Below are 22,594 nucleotides of genomic sequence, written 5' to 3'. Positions count from 1 at the left end.
CTTTGGATTCATTCTCGCCAGGTTTTGAGTTCATTCTTACCAGGCTTTGGGTTATTTCTTGGTAGTTTTTTAGTCGTGTTGCAATTGTAGGGTACATCCCTACAATTGCAACGTGCCGCACTTTTTCTTGTTTTTAATACCCTGTGCCGTTACGACACTTTATGCTGCTGTGCCACTTTGCGCTGTTGCGACGCTTTGTACTGTTCGCCCCAGCTGCTCAGGGCATTGAGCACGGGTTCCAGGGTCTGACCGGTGGTAGTAAGGGAATACTCCACGCGTGGGGGCACTTCTGCGTATACCTTGCGGCGGACAATGCCGGCGTGTTCGAGTTCCCGCAGGTTGCTTGTGAGCACCTTCTGCGAGATTTTTCCCACAGATCGCTGGAGCTCATTGAAACGCAGCGTTCCCTTGCCGAGAAGATCGCGCAAAATAAGCACCTGCCATTTGTTACCGATGAAGGTCAAAGTGGTTTCCACGGGGCAGGCGGGAAGTTTCTGCAGATTTATTTTATCCATAATCACCAGTTCAACTCCAATAGTTACCAAAAGTATTGTATAACACTTTATAGTGCCTACTTTCATAAGTAAACCGCTAATCCTAAAGTAAGCATTGTCAAAAGGGCGCGGCGCGGAGCTTCGCCAGGTCGGCAGGACGAATATTCTCGGGCGCCTGCCTCAGATGAAAGGAATCACAATGGCTCAGAAGAATATGACAATGGCAGTAGTTGCAGCCAACGGTAAAGCTGGCCGTCTGATTGTCAAAGAAGCAGTCGATCGCGGCTTTGATGTCACCGCAATTGCTCGCTCCGAAAACAAGACTACGGCTCAGCACTTTATCAAGAAGGACATTATGGATCTTACTCGCGAGGACCTCCAAGGTTTCGACGTGGTTATCGATGCGTTTGGAACTTGGGCTCCCGGCCAGATGTCTCAGCACTCTACAACTCTCGGACATTTGAGCGACCTTCTCGCCAATACGGACACTCGTTTGTTAGTCGTTGGCGGAGCCGGATCTCTTTACGTCAACCCTGAGCACACTATGATGGTCTCGGAGACTCCTGACTTTCCGGACGCGTTTCAAGCTGTTGTTCAGGGCATGGCGGCGGCCCTGGCTGAGCTCCGCAAGCGTGACAACGTCAAGTGGACCTATATCAGCCCGGCCGGTGATTTCCAGGCTGAGGGCGAGCGTACCGGCGCTTATATTCTCGCCGGCGAAGAACTGACGCTCAATGACGAGGGAGAGTCCATTATCAGTTACGCTGACTATGCCATTGCGATGATCGATGAGGCTGAGTCGGGAAATCACATCCAAGAGCGCATCAGCGTTGTCCGTAAATAAACGAGTAAGGTGCACGCGCCACGCTTGCGGACGCCTACCCGTGCCCGCGTAGTTACGAAATGTCAAAGGAGGCCTGCCATGAGCGTTGCCATGGACGAGAAGGACTATGAGTTTCAGCTTGAATGCCTGCGTGAGGCAATCAGCAAAGCCGATGCTCTGGTCGTAGGCGCTGGGGCAGGTCTCTCGACGTCGGCCGGATTTACCTATTCCGGCGAGCGCTTTGAGCGGTATTTCGGTGCGTATGAGGAAGCCTATGGGTTTCATGACATGTACTCAGGCGGTTTTTACCCGTACCGGAGCCTTGAGGAGTACTGGGGCTATTGGTGCAAGCATATCTGGTATAACCGCTATGTCCCCGCACCGAAAGATACCTATAAAAAGCTGCTCAGGCTGCTTCCGGGTCGGGATTTCTTTGCGCTTACCACCAATGTCGACCATCAGTTCCAGTTGGCGGGCTTCCCTAAGGATCAGCTCTTCTATACGCAGGGAGACTACGGCCTCTGGCAGTGCAGCATTCCCTGTCACAAAAAGACCTATGACAACTACGATGTGGTCAAGCTCATGGTCGAGACGGAGCAGGATCTTCGGGTGGCAAGTGAGCTTGTTCCCCGCTGTCCGGTCTGTGGCGAGCCTATGACCATGAACCTGCGCAGCGATGCGACCTTCGTTGAAGACGCCGGATGGCATTCCGCATCCAGGCGCTACGGACGCTTCATCGAGGATCACGCACATGACCGCACGCTTTACCTGGAGCTTGGCGTTGGAGGCAATACGCCCGGCATCATCAAGTACCCGTTTTGGCGCTTCGTGCACGCAAATCCCCAGGCGACCTATGCGTGCATCAACTTCGGCGAGGTATTTGCCCCAAAAGAGATCGCTGAGCAGTCTATCCTCATTGATGCGGATATTGATATCGTATTGAATGATCTGCTGGAAGGAGAGGTTCATCATGACTGAGACACGCAAACGAGAGCTGCTTCGCCAGCTTGTTCGGACGCTCTGCTCTGAGCGCGCTATAGACCCGCCGGAGACAAGCGACGTCTCGGAACTGTGGACGGCTTTTCGAGCGCTGGTCAATACGCGTCTCGCGATCCCTGCGGGCGAGAAGTTCTTCTCGCTGCAAGATGAGCTGCTGCAAGGCATGATCGCTGAAGCCGGGATACATGCGCCGGCAGAGGCGACTCCCGCCCCAGGTGATTCGCGGCTTTGTCTGTGGCGCGGCGACATCACCACACTTGAAGTGGACACCATTGTCAATGCCGCTAACAGCCAGCTGCTGGGATGCTGGGTGCCGGGTCACTACTGCATCGATAACGCCATTCACACCTTTGCCGGCGTGCAGCTGCGGGCGGAGTGCGCTCGTCTGATGGATGCGCAGGGGTATGAAGAGCCGACCGGTCAGGCTAAGATCACGCCGGCTTACAACCTGCCTGCGAAGTATGTGCTCCATACGGTGGGGCCGATCGTCAGCGGCCGGCCGACGCCTCATCAGAAAGAACAACTGGCGTCGTGTTATCGCAGCTGTCTCGATCTGGCAGCCGCTCACGGCTTGACCAGCGTTGCGTTTTGCTGCATCAGTACCGGCGTGTTTGGGTTTCCGCAGAAAGAGGCGGCATGCATTGCTGTGGATACGGTGCGCGCCTGGCTTGATGAGCACAGGTCCGCTTCTGCCGGCTTAACGGTGGTGTTCAACGTGTTCCTTGCAGAAGACCAGGCTATCTACGAGGAGCTTCTCGGCATCTGACGAATGCGCTTGCGACGGCTCGCAACAGCATTCTCATCGGGCTTTGAGTTCATTCTCACCGGGCTTTAAGTTATTTTTCTGTAGTCTTTGAGTCGCGTTGCAAAAGTAGGGATATAACCTACAATTGCAACATGACGTACTTTAGACACATATCTACAATTGCCCGTCTCGCGGAGCGAGAGGGGATTTTTACAACAGCGCAGGCTGAGCGCATGGGGATTCCTCGTGACGCGCTTCATGACGCCATGGTATCAGGTCGAATCAGCAGAGTTACTCGCGGCGCGTATCGTCTCGTGGACATCGAGCCCTCGAATCTGGATGAACTTATCGCTTTGTGGAAGCTTACAGCTCCGAAAGCGTTTTCACGAGAAAGAAATTCGCTTGCTCAGTGGGACGGATTCGTGATTGGGGGCTTGACCGCTGCTTGTCTTTGGGAAGTGGGGGACGGTCCATTGGCTCCCTATCGGATGTTTGGGGCACGGCGCTTTAATTCGCGGAACGCTCAGCTTCACTTCAGCACGAGGCGTGTCGCGCCGAAAGATGTTACCTTTCTCAAAGGACTTCCTGTTACAAGACCTGAACGTACGGTCTTCGATCTGATTATTGACAGGGCGGATCGTTTTCAGATTTCCAGAATTCTGCGCGAGTTCTCCTGTAAGTATGCTCGCACGGACGACGATTTTAATCTCCAACGTCTCATGACTCTTCTCGGCAAAGCCATAGGGCGAGAAGAGGCCACTTCAGTTCTTCGGGTACTTTTGCTACTCTAGGGGTTATTTTAAAACCTGTGGACTATGATGCTACGCTGCCGCGATGTCGCGATGCTGATATCCTGCAGCAACCAGAACAGCAAGCTGGCTTAGTTCTTGAGTGAGTTCAAAGGAGCGGGGAATCTGCCGCCGCGATGGACCAGCGTTGAACCCGCAAAGCGGTTGACGGACATCACGGGTGCCAAACCAAAGAGGCCTCCGAATTCCAGGATGTCGCCTTCTTTGTAGCCGATGGCGGGGATGACGCGAACAGCGGTGGTCTTGGTATTGATGACGCCGATAGCCATCTCGTCTGCGATGATGCCGGCAATGGTCTCAACGCTGACGTCGCCGGGAATGGCAATCATATCAAGTCCAACCGAGCATACCGAGGTCATAGCCTCAAGCTTTTCGAGCGAGAGAGCGCCATCCTGAGCGGCGCGAATCATCCCTGCATCCTCGGATACAGGGATAAACGCGCCGGACAGGCCTCCCACAGAGCTTGATGCCATAACGCCTCCCTTTTTGACAGCATCGTTCAAGAGAGCCAGAGCGCAGGTAGTTCCAGGACCTCCGCACTCGCCGACACCGATAAGTTCGAGGATGCGAGCAACAGAGTCGCCTGCTGCCGGCGTGGGTGCCAGACTCAAATCTACGATGCCCTTCTCGACACCAAGTCGCCGGGAAGCTTCTCGACTGATGAGCTCACCCGCACGGGTAATCTTGAACGCGGTGGCCTTGATTTTCTCGGCGACATCCATAAGATTGGCATCGTCCGTCAGCTCCTCAAGAGCGGCGGCCATGACGCCGGGACCGGAAACGCCCACGTTGATGATCGCGTCCGCTTCGCCGGAGCCATGAACGGCACCTGCCATGAACGGCGAGTCTTCGACCATATTGGCAAAAACAACCAGCTTCGCGGCGCCATAGCATTGAGTGCTCGTTGTGCGGCGCGCAGCTTCGAGCACGGTCTCAGCCATGAGCAGCACAGCGTCCATATTGATGCCCGCGCGCGTCGACGCGACGTTGACGGACGAGCATACGCGTGAGGTGGTGGCCAGCGCTTCGGGGATCGACGCGATCAAGCGACGGTCTGCATCGCCAGTGCCCTTGTGCACGAGGGCAGAGAAGCCACCGAGAAAATCGACACCCAGCGTTTCAGCGGCGCGGTCAAGCGTGCAGGCCAGAGGGGAGAGGTCTGCCGCGCTTGTACAGGCCGCGATCTGCGCTATGGGTGTAACGGAAACTCGCTTGTTGGCGATAGGGATACCGTATTCGCACTCCAGGTCGACAGCTACGTCTACCAGGTGTTCCGCTTGGCGAACAATACGTTCGTAGACCTTCTCGCACATGCGGTTAAGATCCTCGTCAGCGCATGAGTTGAGCGAGATCCCCATAGTTATGGTGCGAAGATCAAGGTTCTGCTCGCCAACCATTGCCAACGTCTCGGCGACCTCTTGGGGAGTAATGTTCATAAAAGCCCTCTCGATAACTGCTCGGCACAATGCTTCTATAATACCTTTTGAAGCGAGAAGGGCGAGGGTGCGGCCCAGAAGGGGATTCATGCCAGAGAAGGTAACGCTCAAATCAATCGCGCGGGAAGTCGGCCTTTCACCGGCGACGGTTTCTTTGGTGCTCAACGGCAAGCCGGTCCGCGTCACGGAAGAGCATCGCCGTCACATTTTGGAGGTCGCCCGGCGCGAGCATTACATTCCCAACCAAATCGCGCGCAGCTTGGTGACGCAGCAGTCGAAAACACTCGGCCTCATCGTTCCCAATATCGAGTCGAGGTTCTTTTCGTCACTGGCACGAAACCTGGAGCTGAGATGCAGGCAACGCGGATACGCGCTCTTTATCACCAATTCCGATGACAATTCCACCAATGACTCCGAGCTTGTGGGGCTGCTGGTAAATCGCGGTGTTGATGGGCTTTTTATCATTTCATCGGGAGGTCGTGACGCGCAAAGTCTCGCGGTCAATCTGTCGCAGCTGCCGGTCCCTTTTGTGATGGTCGATCGCACCATAGACACGCTCGCCTGCGATAAGGTGTATTTCAACAATAAGCTGGGCGGCTATCTGGCAACTCGCCACCTGCTGGATCATGGACATACGCGCATTGCCTGTATGGTCAACACTAAGTCAGCGACCGGTATGCGCCGTCTCGCCGGATACGAGCAGGCGCTTGGCGAGAAGAACATCAGATTGGATCCCAGCCTTGTGCTGGATACCGACTATTACATCCCCGACGCGTACCTTGCCGCTCAACAGCTTATTCGCCTGAACGCTACTGCGGTGTTTGCCGGCTCAGACAACATTGCCTTAGGATTGCTTCGCTACCTCTACGAGCACGGACTCCATGTTCCGCAAAACTACTCGGTAGTCGGGTACGACAACTCCGCTGCGGACGCCCTTTTTGAACCAGCGTTAACATCAATCGAACAAAATGTCGAAGAGTTGGCAGCCGCTGCTCTTGACCTATTGTTTTCAAGAATTGCCGAAGAAAATCAGGGAGAGGAAAGACTTCGCGCTCACAGCGCCCATAGAGTGGTATTGAAACCACGGCTCATTGTGAAGAACAGTGTCCGCAGGGTTGGAGGGTACATCTAGCTCGCAGCGTCTGGTGTGTAACATCTAGCACGCGAATTCTTTGGTATACTTTTACTCTGTGTGCACAAACTAACATTTGGTACGTAAACCAAAATTTGGTGCGTAAACCAAGACTCGAAAAGAATTCGAAGGACAGTCCTATGCTTGAGCAGCTTGCGAAGCTTTTCTCACTTATTGTCCAGCCGGCATACGATCTTACCGGAAGCTGGTGGGCGGCAATTTTCCTTTTTACGCTTGCAACGAAGATTATTTTGATGCCGCTTGCATTGTGGACGCAGCAAAACTCCATTGTCATGGTTAAAATCATGCCCGAGATATTTCGTCTTAAGGCGCGCTACTTCGGCGATCGCGAGGCTATTGAAGAACGTCAGAATGAGCTCAATAAAAAGGCCGGATACCATCCGCTTTTAAGCTTGATTCCCTTAGCAATCCAGGTTGTCATCCTGTTTGGTCTTGTCGACGTTATCCACGGCATCACTGATTCCGGCGCGCCCGGCACGGAGTTTCTCGGCATGACGCCTATCATTGACGGCGGCATTACCTGGATAATGCCTCTTGCAGCGGCGCTTTCGTCCGTGGCGCTTGGACTCGCGTCAAACAAAATCAACCCGCTTCAGCGCGAGCAGTCCCGCGCAGAGAAAAACACTACCAACGGCCTTTCTATTGCGATGTCGTTGGTGCTGGCGATATATGTCGTATGTGGTATGGCGTTTTACTGGGTCTGCTCAAACCTGCTCTCCATTCTTGTTCAGGTTGTCTGCAACCTCATTATTGACCCTCGCAAACAGGTCGATTATGAAGTGCTCAATGAGGCTCGCGAGGAATACGAAGCAATGGAGAAAGCAACCAAGTCAACGAGAAAGTGGTTCCAGCGTGATCCTCATGCAGCTCGCGAGAAGGACGACTATGCGCGCTTCTTCAATACCATTGGCAAGCACCTGGTGTTCTATTCCGAATCCAGCGGGTTCTACAAGTATTTCCGAGGCGCCATCGAGTGGCTACTCTCCCATTCCGATATCCATATCCACTATGTGACGTCCGACCCTAACGACCAGGTATTTGAGATTTCCAAAAAAGAGCCGCGCTTGATTCCGTACTATCTGGGTCAGCGTCGCCTCATTACGCTTTTTATGAAAATGGACGCCGACGTTGTCGTTACCAGCCTCGGTGACCTTGAGAGTTCTTATATGAAGCGCTCGTATGTGAGAAAAGACGCCGAATATATGTATATGCCACATCACATGACATCAATGACGGTAACTTCAACGCGTAATGAGTATACGTACTATGACGATGTTCTTTGCGTTGGCCCCCATCAGCAGCATGACCTTGAGCTTCTTGAGGCGTATTATCACACCACAGAAAAACGTAAACCCGCTATCGGGTACGACCTGCTTGACCGCTCTATTGCAGACTATGAAAAACAGGGCCTTGGCCGCCGCGATTCTGGCGAGAAGCCCCTCATTGTTATTGGTCCCTCGTGGCAATTTGACAACATTATGGACAGCTGCATTGACGACCTGTTGAAAGAGCTTATGGGTCACGGCTGGCGCATTGTGGTTCGCCCGCATCCTGAATACATCAAGCGCTATCGTCCGCGCATGGACGAGATTATGGCTCGTTATGCTGACGCTGACCCTTCAGAGCTTACCTTTGAAACTGACTTCACCTCAAATACCTCGGTACTTTCAGCGGACCTGCTCATTACTGACTGGTCGAGCGTTGCAGAAGAGTTCTCGTTTACGACGCTCAGACCATCCGTGTTTATTGATACCAAGATGAAAGAAAACAATCCCGAATGGTCAAAGATTCACTCCAATCCCTGCGACATTACCCTGCGTAATGAGATTGGTCGCAGTTTTGATCCTCAAACATTGAGCGGCCTTGCGGACGCGGTGGCGGAAATGTTCGACAATCCGCTCGCATGGTCTGACCGCATCAAAGAGATTCGTAGCAATATGATTTTTAATTTGGGTCATGGCGGAGAAGCCGCCGGCAAATTTATCCTCGACCGCGTCTTGGCGCACCAGGAGGAGCAACGCGCCCAAGGCGAACAGCCCCAGGAGGAAACGCATGCCCACGAGGAGCAAAGCGCCCAAGGTTACAAAAGAAAGCACGGGAAGCGCATAGCGCGTGCGGCTCACGATGCGACCTATGTGGTAATGCTTGTCGGCATATTTTTGTGCGCGACAGCTCGTCCCGCGTTTGCGTATGTTGACCCTTCGGTTATGACCTATACAATCCAGGCGCTTGCAGCGGTCGCCGTCGCGCTCTCCGCGGTGCTTGGCGTGGCCTTTAGGCGCTCTCGCAAAGTGCTTTTTCGTCTGCTTCACATAGACGAAAACGTCAACAAAGTGGTTGAAGACGATGTGCGTCGGGTGGATGAGGCGGGCGCTCAACAAGCGGATGCTCATATGAGAGAGATTCTCGCTCAGGAACAAGCCTACATGCGTGACAGAAAAGAAGGTCGCCTTAAGCCGATGGGCAGGTTCTTCTCGGGGCTTTTGGTGACGGCCTTTTCCGTCTATACGGTTTTGGTGGTCGCTCCACTTGAATTGGTCGCGCGAAATGCCGCTGATCTTGCGTTCAGTCTGCAGGACGTCTTTGTTCCGGTTGTTCTTGCCGGTCTTGCCGTAACACTGATAGTGACTCTCATACTGACCGCGCTGCGTGGACGCGCCTTCAATATTGCCCTATCTCTTGTGGGTGGACTGGGGCTCTGCGCGTATATACAGGCTATGTTCATGAACGGTGGAATGCCGCTTGCGGACGGTCACGAAGTAATCTGGTCAGAGTTTACGCGAAAGATGGTCATTTCCGGAGTTGTTTGGGTGGCTATTCTGGTGGCTCTGGTTGTTTTCATTATCATTCGTACTCGTCAAACGCGGACAGCGCTTCTCGGCATTGCCGTCGCACTCATCATCATTCAAACAGTCGGTGTAGCCAGCCTCTGGGGCCCCGCGGTTCAAACGTTTACAGACGTGAACGCCAAGACGGTTGACAGCATAGACACGACTCGCGAAGGTCTCTATGACGTTTCTTCAAAAAAGACCGTTGTAGTGTTCGTGCTTGATACGACGGATACGGACGAGATCCGTACGCTGCGGGAGTCATATCCCGAGACCTTTGCCCATCTGACGGGCTTTACCTGGTACAGCAATACTGCCGGTTCAATGATTCCCACCCGCTATGGCATTCCGTCGCTTCTGTCGGGTGTGCGCCCCACTGACACCAATGAGAAATTCAAGGATTTCTTCTACAGTTGGTATCAGCGGAGCACCTTCTTGGACGATGTTAATAAACTTGGGTACGCGGCAGGTGTTTATTCGGATTCATGGCGTGACGAGAAGCCCGAGAACAAGATATGGATGCGGGATCGCACCATGAATATCCATCCGCTTCAGGGAGTTGGAGCCGATGATCAGCTTGACGTAGGGGGAGCTCTCCGGATTCTGTATAAAGCAGCTTTTTGCAGGGACGCCCCTTGGATTATGAAGCCTCGCTTCTGGTATTACACGGAAGACCTCAATCAGCGTATGCGTAAGGAAGCTGATCCTGACAAGGTTGATCTTTCTTCGCAGCCTTACCATGAGGACGACCTCAAGTATTACAACGAGCTTAAGCACTATAAGTTGAGGATTCATGATGAAGAGAACACAAACGGGTCGTTCCGCTTTATCCATTTGATGGGTTCTCATCCTCCTTTCCACCTCAATCACAATATGGAAGAGACGCAAGACGAGGCTGAACAGACTGAGGACGAGCAGACCCGCGGCATGTTTAAGATCATCGATGCCTATATTCAATACCTCAAGGATATTGGGGCGTATGACAACACCTCAATCATCATTACCGCCGACCATGGTCGCTGGTACTTGACACCGGAAGACATCAAGACTCCTTCGGCGCCGTGCATCTTCTACAAACCCGCTCAAAGCGCTGAGCTTGACGCTCAGCCTATGAAGGTTTCCGACGCTCCGGTTTGGCACTATGACATCCTGCCGCAAGTTCTTAAAGACATGGGCGCCGACAGGCAGATGCTTTCCAACTACACCACCCCGCTTGATGAGGTGAAAGAAGGAGAGGATCGTCCTCGCTACTACTATGAGACGCTTTCCGACGGCAAGAGGGATACGTTCATAAAAGAGTTTGTTATCAATGGCGACGCGAACGACATGAACAACTGGCAGCTCACCGGTAAAGAGTGGCCGGTTGGTGACGACTGGTAATGTAAACGCGTGGCTAAACCGCCTATGCGGCGAGCCAGCTTGGCAGTCCTGCCGAGAAGATGCGTGCAAGCGCGTAGGCTTCCGGGGCGCTCAAGAGCGTGATGGCAACGTATGGACTCTGAGACGTCTGAGGCGCTTGAGATGCCTGAGGCGTCTCAAAAACTAGCACCTTTTCTATGGCGCCGTGCGCATGAGGAGCATGCTCGCTCTTAACGGGCAAAGCGGCGCAGACGATGTCGAGCGAGGGATTATACAGCTCTACCAGAGTACGATATCCGCAGGCGCCTGCCGTCTTTGCGTCTGTAAAAAGGGTGTCGGCATCAAGGTTCTTCTCGCGGATGATACGCTCGAAGGAAGGCGAAGATGCCCACGAGCGTTCAGGATCAAAACGGATGGTTTCGGTTGCGGGAGAGCGCCTGACGGGAAGGTAAAAGTCCTCATGAGTCCCGGTAAGCTGTTTTTGGGCCTTGCGGTACGCGTAGGCGGCGGCAATGGTTGCCTGTTGCAGGGCCAGAGGCCGTGATGTGAAATCGTCAGCTTCAAGTGCGATATGGCTTGAAACTTCGTCCACCAGCGCTTTCCAGTCGGCGATTGCGCGTTCGTTCGTAAGAACCCTGAGGAAATCAGGCGCCAGATGACCTTTTTGAGAGGGGAGTTTGTCCCACGGAGCGATTCCCGCGTGGGGAAGTCCGCCAAAAGGATCGATAGCGAGAGTTTCCAGCTCAGAGGGCAAGACGCTAATTGCCGTAAGTTTCCAAGGTCTTTGAGCTTTCGGGGTGCGCTTAAGCGCCGCCTCTATCGGCTCTGTGTGATGCGGAAGCCTGTAGCGCGTAGGGAAGGTAATAATTCCTCCTGCAACGTTAAGATCGCGAGAAGCGCTTGCGAGGGCGAAGTCCTCTGCGAGCAGCTGCAAAACGTTTGCTCCCATGGGCGCTATTTGATACAAGGTTCCCATGAGGTCGTTGTCTATGTGAACATCGTTTTCGAAGTCTTTGATAAGATCGCCGGCGGCGATATCCGCCGCTGATATACGTTTGGTTTCGGAGCGCGTGTCAGCGTCTGAGGGATCATAGGTGATGGTAAGAGAAATCGAGGGTTTACGTTGAGCGGTGTCAGACTGCGTCGGCTGCGATACGGGCTCCGACTCAGGTTCCGCCGCAGGCTCCGAGACAAGTTCAAACTCTGACTCAGGTTCGGATTCCATGGCGGGCTCTGTGGCGGTGGCTTCTTTTACAGCTTCGATGAGCTCAGCGATAAAAGTATCACTGTTCTCTCGGTCTTCATCCTTTGCAGGATCCTTCGCCGCTTTGGTTCTTGCGACATCTTCAGTTTTCGCGATATGTTTCGGCTTTATGGGTTTTATGCCCTTGGCTCCGCGCTTACGTTTCCAAGGTTTATTGCTAACGACGGCCTTACCGGTTTCGTTGTTCTTCTCGCTTGCAGAAAGCGACTGCTCAAAGGGTTTGTTTTCAATAACAGTTACAAAAACAACGCCCTTTTTGAAAACGGTGAGCTTTATAAAATCAGGAACCATTTCAGCCAATTGGCGTGAATCGAGAGCGCCAAAATCGGAGGCCGCCAAGCCGTCTGCCTCAAGCGCTTCATCAATGCGGGAAAGCGAGACCTGCCGATTGACACCCAGCTGTTCTTTAAGAAGTCTGTACAGGTAAAGTTCATATGCTGGTTGCAAAGCAGGCATACCGACCTCTCTTCTCGCGTACCCCGATTAAGGTATTCACGGTATTAACTTATGTTTTCTTCCATCATAGTACCCGGATAGTATGCCGTTGCCGTAGAAAAATTATCCGCACGCTGAAAGACTTCATATTTCGAGAGATTGACTTGCTACTATTAGGAGCATCGGATAGCGCGTCAGGCTGGCGCAGTGTTTCAAAACGTTTGAGGAGAGGCATGAAACTCAAGGTAAAGCGGACAATCCTTATCGGTTTCGCGTTCTTTTCTATCTGCGCGTTTTGGCAGATGTACAACAGCGTTATACCGCTCATGCTTACTAATACGCTTCATCTTGATGAGACAGTCTCAGGCGCTCTGATGGCTCTCGACAACGTGCTCGCCCTCTTTTTACTGCCGTTTTTTGGCGCTCTTTCCGACAAGTGCACGCATCCCTGGGGTAAGCGCATGCCGTTTTTGGTTTTTGGCACGGTGGCGGCTGTCGGGCTGATGATTTTCCTGCCCATTATTGACAATTCGGCGGCCGAGCAGCTGCAGCCTTGGAAAATATACGCCTTTGTAGGCGTGCTGCTTTTGGTGCTTGTGGCCATGGGGACCTATCGCAGCCCCGCGGTAGCGTTGATGCCAGACGTAACGCCAAAGCCCTTGCGCTCAAAAGGGAATGCCATCATCAATCTTATGGGAGCCTGCGGCGGTATCGTGTACCTTCTGATTACGGCGTTTCTTTACAGCAAAAGCCGTGTCACAGGGCTTACGCACGTCGACTACCTGCCGCTGTTTCTTGTTGTGGGCGCCATTATGATCGCGTCGGTGGCGATTGTTTTTATTACCATCAAAGAGCCCAAGCTTGAGCAGGAGTTCAGCGCTTATGAAGCCAATCATCCGGAGGACAGTCTCTCTGAAACTGACGCCTCCGGGCGAGAAGTGCTTCCTGTCCCGGTAAAGCGATCCCTTGTTTTTCTGCTGTTTTCAATCGCGCTGTGGTTTTTGGGATACAACGCCATGGAAACATGGTTTACCACATACGCGCAGGCGGAGTGGGGAATGAGCTTAGGTGAAGCGTCCCAGTGTCTTATTGTGTGCACGGTGGGAGCTATACTTTCCTTCATTCCTGCCGGTCAGATAGCAGGAAGGATTGGCCGCAAGCGGACAATCCTTACGGGCATTTTACTTTTGGGCGGCGGGTTTGCCTTTTTTGTGGTGTGGACTCTCATGGGGTGGGGCTTCTCGCCAGCGCTTTATGCTGTCATGGTGATCCTCGGTATAGGGTGGGCGTTTATCAACGTTAACTCGCTTCCCATGGTCGTTGAGATGTGTAAAGGCTCCGATGTGGGCAAATTTACGGGTTATTACTACACGTTCTCAATGGCGTCGCAGACGATAACGCCAATTGTGGCTGGATGGCTTATGGGGCATATTTCCTATGAGGCGCTGTTTATATATTCAACACTCGCGGTGGGGGCAAGCTTTATTACAATGCAATTTGTACATCATGGCGATAGTTGCACTGTCGTTAAACGCGGACTCGAGGCATTTGATGAATAAGCGCCGTTGGGAGGCAATGATGAGTAGTTTTCTTAAACGTATGGCTGTCAATGCGGCTGGTTTGACACTAGGGCGATATGCCACGAAGGCGGCGCTCGCGTCACCCGCTGCCCGCAAAATGATCGTAACGGCGGCGTCAAAGACCGCCCGCGCGTTAGGTGGGGCGGCGCATAAAACTATTGTCAAGCGATTGCCGGTGGTTTCTTTGCCTGCGCGTCCATCGTTTTTGGACGGCTTCGGCGTCCGACGTCCTGCGGATGGCGCGCAGATCGCTCTCATTGACGCGGAAGTTGTTGGTACGCGGGACAGTGCTTTAGTTCCTGTTGCTGTGGACGATAAACCCGTCGCGGTGAGTGATGAGTCCGTCGCAAAAAGCGAGCTTGCTGTTGCGCCAAAGAAGGCCCATCCCGTTCTCAAAGGCGTGGCTCTTGCAGCAGGTGTTACGGCGGGAGTTGTTGCAGGTGCCGCGGCGTTCACTGCCTTTGCGATTGCTCCTCGTTTCTCGGGCAATAAGGCGCTTCGCGCCCATTGGGACGAGTTTAAAAAATATCGGTACGCGCACCGTGGCCTGCACGACATCAAACAGGGAATTCCTGAAAACTCGCTTGCCGCCTTTCGCCATGCCGTGGAGCATGGTTTTGGTTCGGAGCTGGATGTTCACCTGACGGCCGATGGCCAGGTAGTAGTTATTCATGACTCTCACTTACAACGCCTCTGTGGTGTTGATTGCGTTGTTGAAGACTGCACTCTTGAGCAGCTGAGAACGTATCGCCTGCTTAATACGGAAGCGGGTATTCCGACCTTTGCCGAGGTGCTGTCGTGCTACGACTGGAACGGCGAAGATGAGCTTCCAGCGCCTTTAATTGTTGAAGTAAAAACGTATGGCGGCAATGCCGCAGCAGTGACTGAACAAGTTATGAAAATTCTTGACAGGCATTCCGTGCGAGCCGCTGTTGAAAGTTTTGATCCGATGGCGCTTAGGTGGCTTCGCGTGCATCGACCTGAGGTCCTTCGCGGCCAGCTTGCGGAGAACTTCCTGACTGATGACACTACCTCAGACCTGTCTGCTCCTAAGAAAGCGGCGGGTACAGCGCTTTTTGGCAACTCTTTGTCCCGTCCGGACTTTATCGCCTATCGTTTTGAAGATCGCAAAAATCCTTTTGTTGACCTCGCTTGCAATAAAATGGGCGCTCACTTGGTGACATGGACTATTACAAGCGAAGCGGATCTTATCGCGTCCGAAATGGAGGGCGCTCCGGGAATTTTTGAAGGCTTTCTTCCTACGGTACGCTCACTAATACGATAGGCATGCTGTTTTGTACACAATGACTCAAACCATTTATTTAACTGTTGTAAGACAATCACTCTGAAAGGACACCCAATGACGTATGAATCCCGCGATCAGATAGAGGAGAAGTATCAGTGGGATCTTTCCTCTATGTATCCCAGCGATGAGGCTTTTGAACAGGCGCTTGTCAACATCAAAGCCTATCCGGAGCAGCTTGCGGCGTATCGCGGGAAGATTTCGAAGTCCGCGTCAGAACTTCTCTCGTACCTCAAGTTGGAGGACCGTGTCGCGCTTGAGGTTGAAAAAGCGCTGAACTACGCGGAGCGCCGCTTTGATGAGGATACGCGCAAGTCAAAATGCCAGGCATATAGCGCGCAGTGCATGAGCTTGTATACGCAGCTTGAAGAAGCCGGATCTTGGTTCAACGCGGAGCTGCTCTCCATTCCCGAGGACGATATCGCCCGGTTTTACGCGGACGAGCCCGCGCTTGAGCACTATCGCCGCAAGCTTGAACAGATTCTGCGCATGCGCGCTCATACGCTTTCCGCGGCCGAAGAGGCAATTCTCGCCCGCGCTAACGATGCCGCTTCTCAGCCTGAAAACATATATTCCATGTTTGAAGACGCGGATCTCACGTTTGACGACGCGACGGATGAGAAAGGTCAAAAGCATAAACTGACCAGCGGATCGTACATTCCGATGCTCATGGGTCATGACCGTGTTCTGCGCGAGTCCGCGTTCAAGCAGCTTTACGGTCGCTACAATCAATTCCGCAATACGTCCGCAGCAATGCTGACCAGCCAGGTCAAGCAGCTCAAGTTCTTTGCTGATTCTCGCAAATACGAGAGCTCTCTTGCGTACAGTCTCGATAAGAACGAGGTACCCGTTGAGGTATATGACAATCTGATTGAGGCCGTTCATAATAATTTGCCCGCATTTTACGCATACATGGATCTGCGCAAGAAACAACTGGGCCTCGACGAGCTCCACTATTGGGATATCTACGCGCCGCTCGTTGCTGACGTTGACATGAAGTTTACCTATGAGGAGGCTTGCGACCTTATCGTAAAGGCGCTTGAGCCTATGGGCGAGAAGTACCTTCAGCTGGTTAAGAAAGGGCTTTCAGAGCGATGGGTCGATGTGTTTGAAACCCCCGGCAAGCGCTCCGGAGCCTACTCGGCCGGCGGCAAGGGTATGAACCCCGTTATCCTTATGAATTTCCAGGGCACGCTTGATGATGTCTTTACGCTCATTCATGAAATGGGTCACTCAATTCATACATACCTTTCGTCCCACGCGCAGGAGATCACCTACTCAAATTATGTGCTTTTTGTTGCTGAGGTAGCTTCTACCTGCAATGAAGCGCTGCTCTCTCATTATCTGCTTGAGCATGAGACTGACCCCGCGCGTCACGCCTACATTCTTAACCACTTCCTGGAAGGTTTTCGCGGAACGATATACCGCCAGTGCATGTTTGCCGAGTTTGAGCGTGATATCAACGCTATGAATGGGCGTGGCGAAGCGCTGAACGCTGACGTACTCTGCAAGCGCTACGGCGAGCTCAACAAGCTCTACTTTGGACCAGGCATTGTGTCTGATAAGGAAATCGAAATCGAGTGGGCGCGCATCCCCCACTTTTACTACGACTTTTACGTCTATCAGTACTCTATTGGGTTCTCGGCGGCCATCGCTCTGTCGCAGCGTATTCTCAAAGAAGGCGCTCCCGCGGTGAGGGACTATCTCAACTATCTTTCAGGCGGATGCTCTAAGCCTCCGATTGAGCTGCTTCGCGGCGCAGGAATAGACATGGCAACCCCAGAGCCAATCAACGCGGCGCTCGCCTCTTTTGCTGATTTGGTCAAACAGCTGGAGAAGGAACTTTCCTAGTTCCTTCTCGCTTGACGCCTAGACCTGCTTCGCTTCGCGCTTTGAGATGACGTTGTAGCAAAACGTCATCGGATGGCTGCGAGACTGCGTAAACTCAAACATGATACCTTCGGAGTTGAAGGAATTGCTTTCCGTTACGGCGACGCTGTTGTACGGCCCAAGGTCAAGATAGCTGGAGTCCTCATCTGACGCCAGCTCCACGGTGATCTGGCGCTTGCTGGTGAGAATGCGCATACCCAACGTGTTCTCAAGATAGGAAAAGATGGAACGCGCGGCGTCCTTCTCGGTAAGTCCTTGTACCGCGCTGGACAAAAGATAGTCGTGGTCTACTTGGCGAGCAACACCGTTGAGCCCGCGGACGCGCACGATGCGTATGAGCTGATCACCAACGAGAAAACCCGTGCGCTCAGCAAGGGCCGCAGTGCAGGTGATTGCGTCAAACTGCTTGACTTCAGTGAAGGGAATGAGTCCGTTGCGCTCGGCATACTCATGGAACGATTCCAAGCCCTCAAGGGAGCCGAGAATCTCATGGGACTGTTTTTGCCAGATGACCCGGACGCCTTTTCCATGAATCGGCTGCAGGTAGGTTTCATCAGAAAGCATGGAGAGCGCTCGTCTGAGGGTATTTCTTGAGCATGCGTAGGAGGCGGTGAGTTCGGTTTCGGTGGGTAGAAACGTTTGATAAGCGTAAGTGCCGTCAAGAATTTTGACCTTAAGATCTCGATAGATGTTTTCAAATCGCGCCTTCGGCATGACTATTCAATCCTTTGAACAACGCAAAAGTATCCAAAAAACTAATCTCTGCAGGTAGTAGTTGTAATAACAATGTCTTTTTTGTGTTGATACTACGTCAAAGTTATGGATTTTCCAATTGGCATAACGTTTGCCGGTAAAAACCGACCGTTCACCGACGTAGTTGTTCAGACAACTTTTTCGCAATTTTCCGCAAAAGACTATACTTTTGAAAGGTTGAGTAAGTACTGTCCGTTGGCTCTCATCAAAGACTTGCCCGGCGGTCATAACTTACAAATTAATCTGTGTGGGCGATGGAGCCGGCGCAGTACGTTCCATGAGGAGGAACAGTATGTCCAATCTGAATCGTAAGCAATTCGTCACTTTGAGCGCATCAGCTCTTTGCGCTCTCGGCCTTGCGGGCTGCGGTGGCAGCAAGACTGATGACAAAAAGTCAGATGGTGGCGACGGCACAAAGGGTTCCGTTTATTTCCTGAACTTTAAGCCTGAGGCTGATCAGCAGTGGCAAGACCTTGCCAAGAAGTATACCGAAGAGACCAAGGTTCCCGTTAAGGTTGTTACCGCTGCTTCCGATACCTATGCTCAGACATTCCAGTCCGAGATCAACAAAGAGGCTTCCGCGGCTCCTACGCTCTTCCAGACCAATGGTCCTTCCGGCCTTATCGGTATCAAGGACTATTGCATTGACCTCAAGGGCGCCAAGATTCTCGATGAGCTCACCAATGATGCCCTGAAGCTTGAGCAGGACGGCGTTGTGTACGGCGTTGACTATGTTGAGGAAGACTACGGCATCATCTACAACAAGAAACTTCTTGAGAAGGCCGGTTACAAGGGCGAGGACATCAAGGACTTTGCGTCCCTTAAAAAGATCGTCGAAGACATTCAGTCCCGCAAAGATGAGCTTGGCGTCAAGGGCGCCTTTACCAGCGCGGGTCTTGACTCCAGCTCTGACTGGCGCTTTACTACTCACCTTGCCAACCTTCCTCTGTACTATGAGTTCAAGGACACCGGCGATCCCGAGGCCAAGGAAATCAAGGGTACGTATCTGCCTAACTACAAGCAGATCTTTGATCTCTATATCAACAACTCTACCTGCGATCCTACGCAGCTTGCCGGCAAGACCGGCGATGACTCCGTCGCGGAGTTCGTCAATGAGGAAGCTGTCTTCTATCAGAACGGCACCTGGGCATATAACGACATCAAGAAGCTCGGCGATGACGCTCTCGGCATGATCCCCATTTACATTGGCGTTAAGGGTGAAGAGAAGCAGGGCATGTGCTCCGGCGGCGAGAACTACTGGTGCGTCAGCTCCAAGGCGGACGAGGATTCTCAGAAGGCGACGCTTGACTTCATGTATTGGTGCGTTACCTCCGATACCGCTACGAAGGCAATCGCTGAGGAGATGGGCCTTACCATTCCGTTCAAGAACGCCAAGCCTACCAGCAATACTCTCGCCAACATCGCGGCCGACTACGCCAAGAGGGGCAACGAGGCTGTGGCTTGGGACTTCATCTACATTCCCTCTCAGGAGTGGAAGAACAACCTTTCCAGCGCCCTCAAGGGCTATGCAGCAGGAACCGAGAGCTGGGATGCTGTCAAGACCGCTTTCGTTGACGGCTGGAAGACCGAGAAGGAAGCAAATGCTGAGTAAGGTTTTAACGTAGCTCGTAGCTTTCAAAGGGGCGAGAAGGGCCGAGCCTCTTCTCGCCTCCTTGTTTATGGAAGGGAATCCCCCTATGGTCAAAATGTTGAAGCGCTGGTGGCCGCTCTTTTTGCTACCGACGGCGCTTTCCTTCTTATTCGGATTTGTTATCCCGTTTATCCAAGGTTTTTATCTTTCATTCTGCAAATTCATCAGTATCAGCGACGCAAAGCCGGTAGGTTTTTCCAACTATGCCGCGGCTTTCGCGGACAAACAGTTCGCCAGCGCGTTTTGGTTCACAGCGCTTTTTGCAGTTGTATCGATGATACTGATTAACGTTCTCGCGCTGGCTATCGCCCTGGCTCTTACGCGCAAGCACCTCAAGGGCACCAACACGTTCCGTACCGTATTCTTCATGCCCAACCTTATCGGCGGCATCGTTCTCGGCTACATTTGGAACATCCTCATCAACTGCGTGCTCTCCAATGTAGGCGAGCAGCTGCTTGCCCTGAACAGCACTGCTGGTTTCTGGGGCATGATTATCTTGACGCTGTGGCAGCAGGTCGGCTATATGATGATCATCTACATTGCCGGTCTTCAGTCCATCCCCAGCGACTATCTTGAAGCCGCTAAGGTGGACGGCGCGAACGCGTGGCAGACACTTTGGAAGGTAAAGATTCCCAACCTGATGCCTACCATTACTATCTGCCTGTTCTTGACCATCACCAACGGCTTCAAGCTCTTTGACCAGAACCTGGCGCTGACCGCGGGCGAACCTAAGCACACAACTGAAATGCTCGCCCTCAACATCTACAATACCTTCTACGCGCGCCAAGGCGCGAAGTGGATGGGCATTGGCCAGGCGAAGGCGGTTATTTTCTGCATTCTGGTTATCGCGATCGTCATGGTCCAGCTCAGAGCCACTAAGTCAAGGGAGGTGCAGCAGTAATGAAGCGGGAAACCACTATCAACAAGATCATTACCGTATTCTTTACGGTTTTGTCGCTTGCATGGATCTATCCTATGGTCATGATTCTCCTGAACTCGTTCAAGGAGGAGACCGCCATTACTACCTCGTCGGCATTCGAGCTGGTAACACCCGAGAATGCCGCTGGCCTCGCGAACTACATCTCCGCTCTTGAGCGGCAGGGTTTCGCGGCGGCGTTCGGATATTCTCTGGTTATTACCGTGACGTCTGTCGTGCTTATTCTGGTGTGCTGCTCCATGTGCGCGTGGTATGTAGTACGCGTCAACAGCCGCGTATGTAAGACGCTCTACTATCTGTTTGTGTTCTCGATGGTCGTGCCGTTCCAGATGCTTATGTTTACGCTGTCCAATATGGCAACTACGCTGGGCTTTAATACGCCCTTCAACATTTGCTTTATCTATCTGGGCTTTGGTGCGGGTCTTGCGGTCTTTATGTTCGCGGGTTTCGTCAAGACCATTCCGCTTGAGATTGAAGAGGCGGCGACTATTGACGGCTGCAATCCCGTCCAGACGTTCTTCCACGTTGTTCTTCCCATCATGAAGCCAACGTATATTTCAGTCGGCATTCTTGAGACCATGTGGGTATGGAACGACTACCTCCTTCCGTACCTCGTACTTGACCGTACTAAGTACAAGACGATTCCCATCCTGATTCAATATTTCCGCGGCGGATACGGCCGTGTGGAAATGGGTCCTATGTTGGCCTGCATCATGATGGTCATCATCCCCATCGTCATCATGTACCTCATCTGCCAGCGCTACATCATTAACGGTGTTGTTTCCGGCGCCGTGAAGGGTTAAGCGCTCGCGAGAAGCGCCCGCGGCCGGTAGTGTTTCGCCTCCGTGCACTTCTCGCCACACGAAAGAATTCGCGCATCCTGACGGATGCTTTCAGAAAGGCATGAATCATGGCTGAAATCGTTCTGAAGAACGTCAAAAAGATCTACCCCAATGAAAAAGAGCAAAAGCGTCTCTTTGGCAAGAAGCCTGTGCAGCAGAAGAAGAGCAATCTTGAGGTTACCGATGAGGGCGTCATCGCTGTTCAAGACTTTAATCTGGAGATTAAGGATCATGAGTTCGTCGTTCTCGTGGGACCCTCGGGCTGTGGCAAGTCCACGACGCTCCGCATGATCGCCGGCCTTGAGGACATCTCCTCAGGAGAGCTCTACATCGACGGCAAGCTTATGAATGACATTGCTCCGAAAGACCGCGACATCGCCATGGTCTTTCAGAGCTACGCGCTGTATCCCAACATGACGGTCTATGAGAATATGGCGTTTACGCTGAAACTCAAGAAGGTTGACCAGGCCATTATTGACGAGAAGGTCCGCGCGGCCGCGGAAACTCTCGGCATTACGGCGTATCTTGACCGCAAGCCGAAAGCTCTTTCCGGCGGACAGCGCCAGCGTGTCGCTATCGGTCGCGCTATCGTGCGTGACCCCAAGGTCTTCCTGATGGACGAGCCGCTCTCCAACTTGGACGCGAAGCTCCGTAACCAGATGCGCGCCGAGCTCATCAAGCTGCGTCAGAAAGTCAACGGTACGTTTATCTACGTTACGCATGACCAAACTGAGGCCATGACCTTGGGAGATCGCATCGTTATTATGCGTGACGGCTTTGTCCAGCAGATCGGCACGCCGCAGGACGTTTTCAACCGTCCGGCCAACCTCTTTGTTGCGGGCTTTATTGGCATGCCGCAGATGAACTTCTTCGACGCTCACCTCGTGCGCGTTGGCAACGAGTTTCATGTTGAGACCGAGCACCTGTCCTTTGACCTTGCTCCCGAAACGGCGAACCTTTTGGGAGAGTCTTGGGTCGCCGCGCCTGCAACTGACGTTACGGTTGGCGTCCGCCCTGAGCAAATTATTCTGACTGACAAAGACGACACCACCGCATTCCAGGGCATCATTGAAGTTACCGAGCTCATGGGCTCTACGGTGCACGTCCATGTCAAGACGGATGACGGTAGCTTCGTTCTGATTGTTCCCGCGACCGAAATCGCAAAGCGCGATCTTGAGATCGGCAACGATGTCTGGTTCAAGTTTGAGGACAACGCCGTGCATCTTTTTGATAAAGAGACCGAGAAGAACCTCATTAAGTACTAATATAGAACGCCGTTCTCTTGCAATGTCT

Annotated in this window: 17 protein-coding genes; 13 read left to right on the top strand and 4 right to left on the bottom strand. The window is 52.8% G+C overall.

Annotated features, from left to right (window positions below; translation table 11 throughout):
* Positions 1-149 precede the first annotated feature (149 nt).
* Entirely contained in the window at positions 150-515 is a 366-nt protein-coding gene (locus HMPREF1527_RS07220) for a helix-turn-helix domain-containing protein (RefSeq protein WP_035434295.1), read from the bottom strand.
* A 178-nt stretch (positions 516-693) separates the two neighbouring features.
* Between HMPREF1527_RS07220 and HMPREF1527_RS07215 the strand changes: the two genes are divergently transcribed.
* The 4 genes from HMPREF1527_RS07215 to HMPREF1527_RS07200 all read left to right on the top strand — a co-directional run bounded on the left by HMPREF1527_RS07215 (position 694) and on the right by HMPREF1527_RS07200 (position 3,852).
* A complete protein-coding gene (locus HMPREF1527_RS07215) occupies positions 694-1,338 on the top strand; it encodes an NAD(P)-dependent oxidoreductase (protein WP_016478040.1) in 645 nt (214 codons plus the stop codon).
* Positions 1,339-1,416: 78 nt separating this feature from the next.
* Positions 1,417-2,295: a hypothetical protein gene (locus tag HMPREF1527_RS07210; RefSeq protein ID WP_016478039.1), complete on the top strand. Its 879-nt coding sequence runs from the start codon at positions 1,417-1,419 to the stop codon at positions 2,293-2,295.
* Positions 2,288-3,082, top strand: a complete 795-nt coding sequence (locus HMPREF1527_RS07205) for a protein-ADP-ribose hydrolase (RefSeq protein ID WP_016478038.1) — start codon at positions 2,288-2,290, stop codon at positions 3,080-3,082. Before HMPREF1527_RS07210 ends, HMPREF1527_RS07205 begins: the two co-directional genes overlap by 8 nt.
* A gap of 131 nt (positions 3,083-3,213) precedes the next feature.
* Positions 3,214-3,852: a type IV toxin-antitoxin system AbiEi family antitoxin domain-containing protein gene (locus HMPREF1527_RS07200; protein WP_016478037.1), complete on the top strand. Its 639-nt coding sequence runs from the start codon at positions 3,214-3,216 to the stop codon at positions 3,850-3,852.
* An 89-nt stretch (positions 3,853-3,941) separates the two neighbouring features.
* Here HMPREF1527_RS07200 and HMPREF1527_RS07195 read toward each other — a convergent pair whose 3' ends face one another.
* A complete protein-coding gene (locus HMPREF1527_RS07195; RefSeq protein ID WP_016478036.1) occupies positions 3,942-5,306 on the bottom strand; it encodes a PFL family protein in 1,365 nt (454 codons plus the stop codon).
* Positions 5,307-5,394: 88 nt separating this feature from the next.
* Here HMPREF1527_RS07195 and HMPREF1527_RS07190 point away from each other — a divergent pair, with 88 nt between their 5' ends.
* On the top strand, positions 5,395-6,438 hold the full coding sequence (locus tag HMPREF1527_RS07190) for a LacI family DNA-binding transcriptional regulator (RefSeq protein WP_016478035.1): 1,044 nt from the start codon (positions 5,395-5,397) through the stop codon (positions 6,436-6,438).
* A 140-nt stretch (positions 6,439-6,578) separates the two neighbouring features.
* A complete protein-coding gene (locus HMPREF1527_RS07965) occupies positions 6,579-10,667 on the top strand; it encodes a YidC/Oxa1 family membrane protein insertase (protein ID WP_016478034.1) in 4,089 nt (1,362 codons plus the stop codon).
* 22 nt (positions 10,668-10,689) lie between these two features.
* On the opposite strand, the gene HMPREF1527_RS07175 is transcribed toward HMPREF1527_RS07965, so the two are convergent.
* Positions 10,690-12,366, bottom strand: a complete 1,677-nt coding sequence (locus tag HMPREF1527_RS07175; RefSeq protein WP_016478033.1) for a hypothetical protein — start codon at positions 12,364-12,366, stop codon at positions 10,690-10,692.
* Between the two features lie 212 nt (positions 12,367-12,578).
* Between HMPREF1527_RS07175 and HMPREF1527_RS07170 the strand changes: the two genes are divergently transcribed.
* The 3 genes from HMPREF1527_RS07170 (at position 12,579) to pepF (ending at position 17,079) form a co-directional block, all read left to right on the top strand.
* Entirely contained in the window at positions 12,579-13,904 is a 1,326-nt protein-coding gene (locus HMPREF1527_RS07170) for an MFS transporter (RefSeq protein ID WP_016478032.1), read from the top strand.
* Between the two features lie 19 nt (positions 13,905-13,923).
* On the top strand, positions 13,924-15,210 hold the full coding sequence (locus tag HMPREF1527_RS07165) for a glycerophosphodiester phosphodiesterase (protein WP_016478031.1): 1,287 nt from the start codon (positions 13,924-13,926) through the stop codon (positions 15,208-15,210).
* Between the two features lie 75 nt (positions 15,211-15,285).
* The gene (pepF, locus tag HMPREF1527_RS07160; protein WP_016478030.1) at positions 15,286-17,079 is read left to right on the top strand and encodes an oligoendopeptidase F; all 1,794 of its coding nucleotides are present in this window, start codon (positions 15,286-15,288) and stop codon (positions 17,077-17,079) included.
* Between the two features lie 18 nt (positions 17,080-17,097).
* Here pepF and HMPREF1527_RS07155 read toward each other — a convergent pair whose 3' ends face one another.
* Entirely contained in the window at positions 17,098-17,832 is a 735-nt protein-coding gene (locus tag HMPREF1527_RS07155) for a GntR family transcriptional regulator (RefSeq protein WP_016478029.1), read from the bottom strand.
* A gap of 331 nt (positions 17,833-18,163) precedes the next feature.
* On the opposite strand from HMPREF1527_RS07155, the gene HMPREF1527_RS07150 reads away from it, so the two are divergent.
* The 4 genes from HMPREF1527_RS07150 (at position 18,164) to HMPREF1527_RS07135 (ending at position 22,566) form a co-directional block, all read left to right on the top strand.
* Complete coding sequence (locus HMPREF1527_RS07150; RefSeq protein WP_016478028.1) at positions 18,164-19,483, top strand: ABC transporter substrate-binding protein; 1,320 nt, start codon at positions 18,164-18,166, stop codon at positions 19,481-19,483.
* An 85-nt stretch (positions 19,484-19,568) separates the two neighbouring features.
* A complete protein-coding gene (locus tag HMPREF1527_RS07145) occupies positions 19,569-20,423 on the top strand; it encodes a carbohydrate ABC transporter permease (protein WP_016478027.1) in 855 nt (284 codons plus the stop codon).
* Complete coding sequence (locus HMPREF1527_RS07140) at positions 20,423-21,262, top strand: carbohydrate ABC transporter permease (RefSeq protein WP_016478026.1); 840 nt, start codon at positions 20,423-20,425, stop codon at positions 21,260-21,262. Before HMPREF1527_RS07145 ends, HMPREF1527_RS07140 begins: the two co-directional genes overlap by 1 nt.
* A 107-nt stretch (positions 21,263-21,369) precedes the next feature.
* Positions 21,370-22,566: an ABC transporter ATP-binding protein gene (locus HMPREF1527_RS07135; RefSeq protein ID WP_016478025.1), complete on the top strand. Its 1,197-nt coding sequence runs from the start codon at positions 21,370-21,372 to the stop codon at positions 22,564-22,566.
* The last annotated feature ends 28 nt before the right edge of the window (positions 22,567-22,594 follow it).

It is taken from the genome of Atopobium sp. oral taxon 199 str. F0494 (assembly GCF_000411555.1).
Taxonomy (GTDB): Bacteria; Actinomycetota; Coriobacteriia; order Coriobacteriales; family Atopobiaceae; genus Lancefieldella.
The sequence above is the reverse complement of the archived record's forward strand: the minus strand, read 5'-3'. Positions and strand labels throughout refer to the sequence as shown.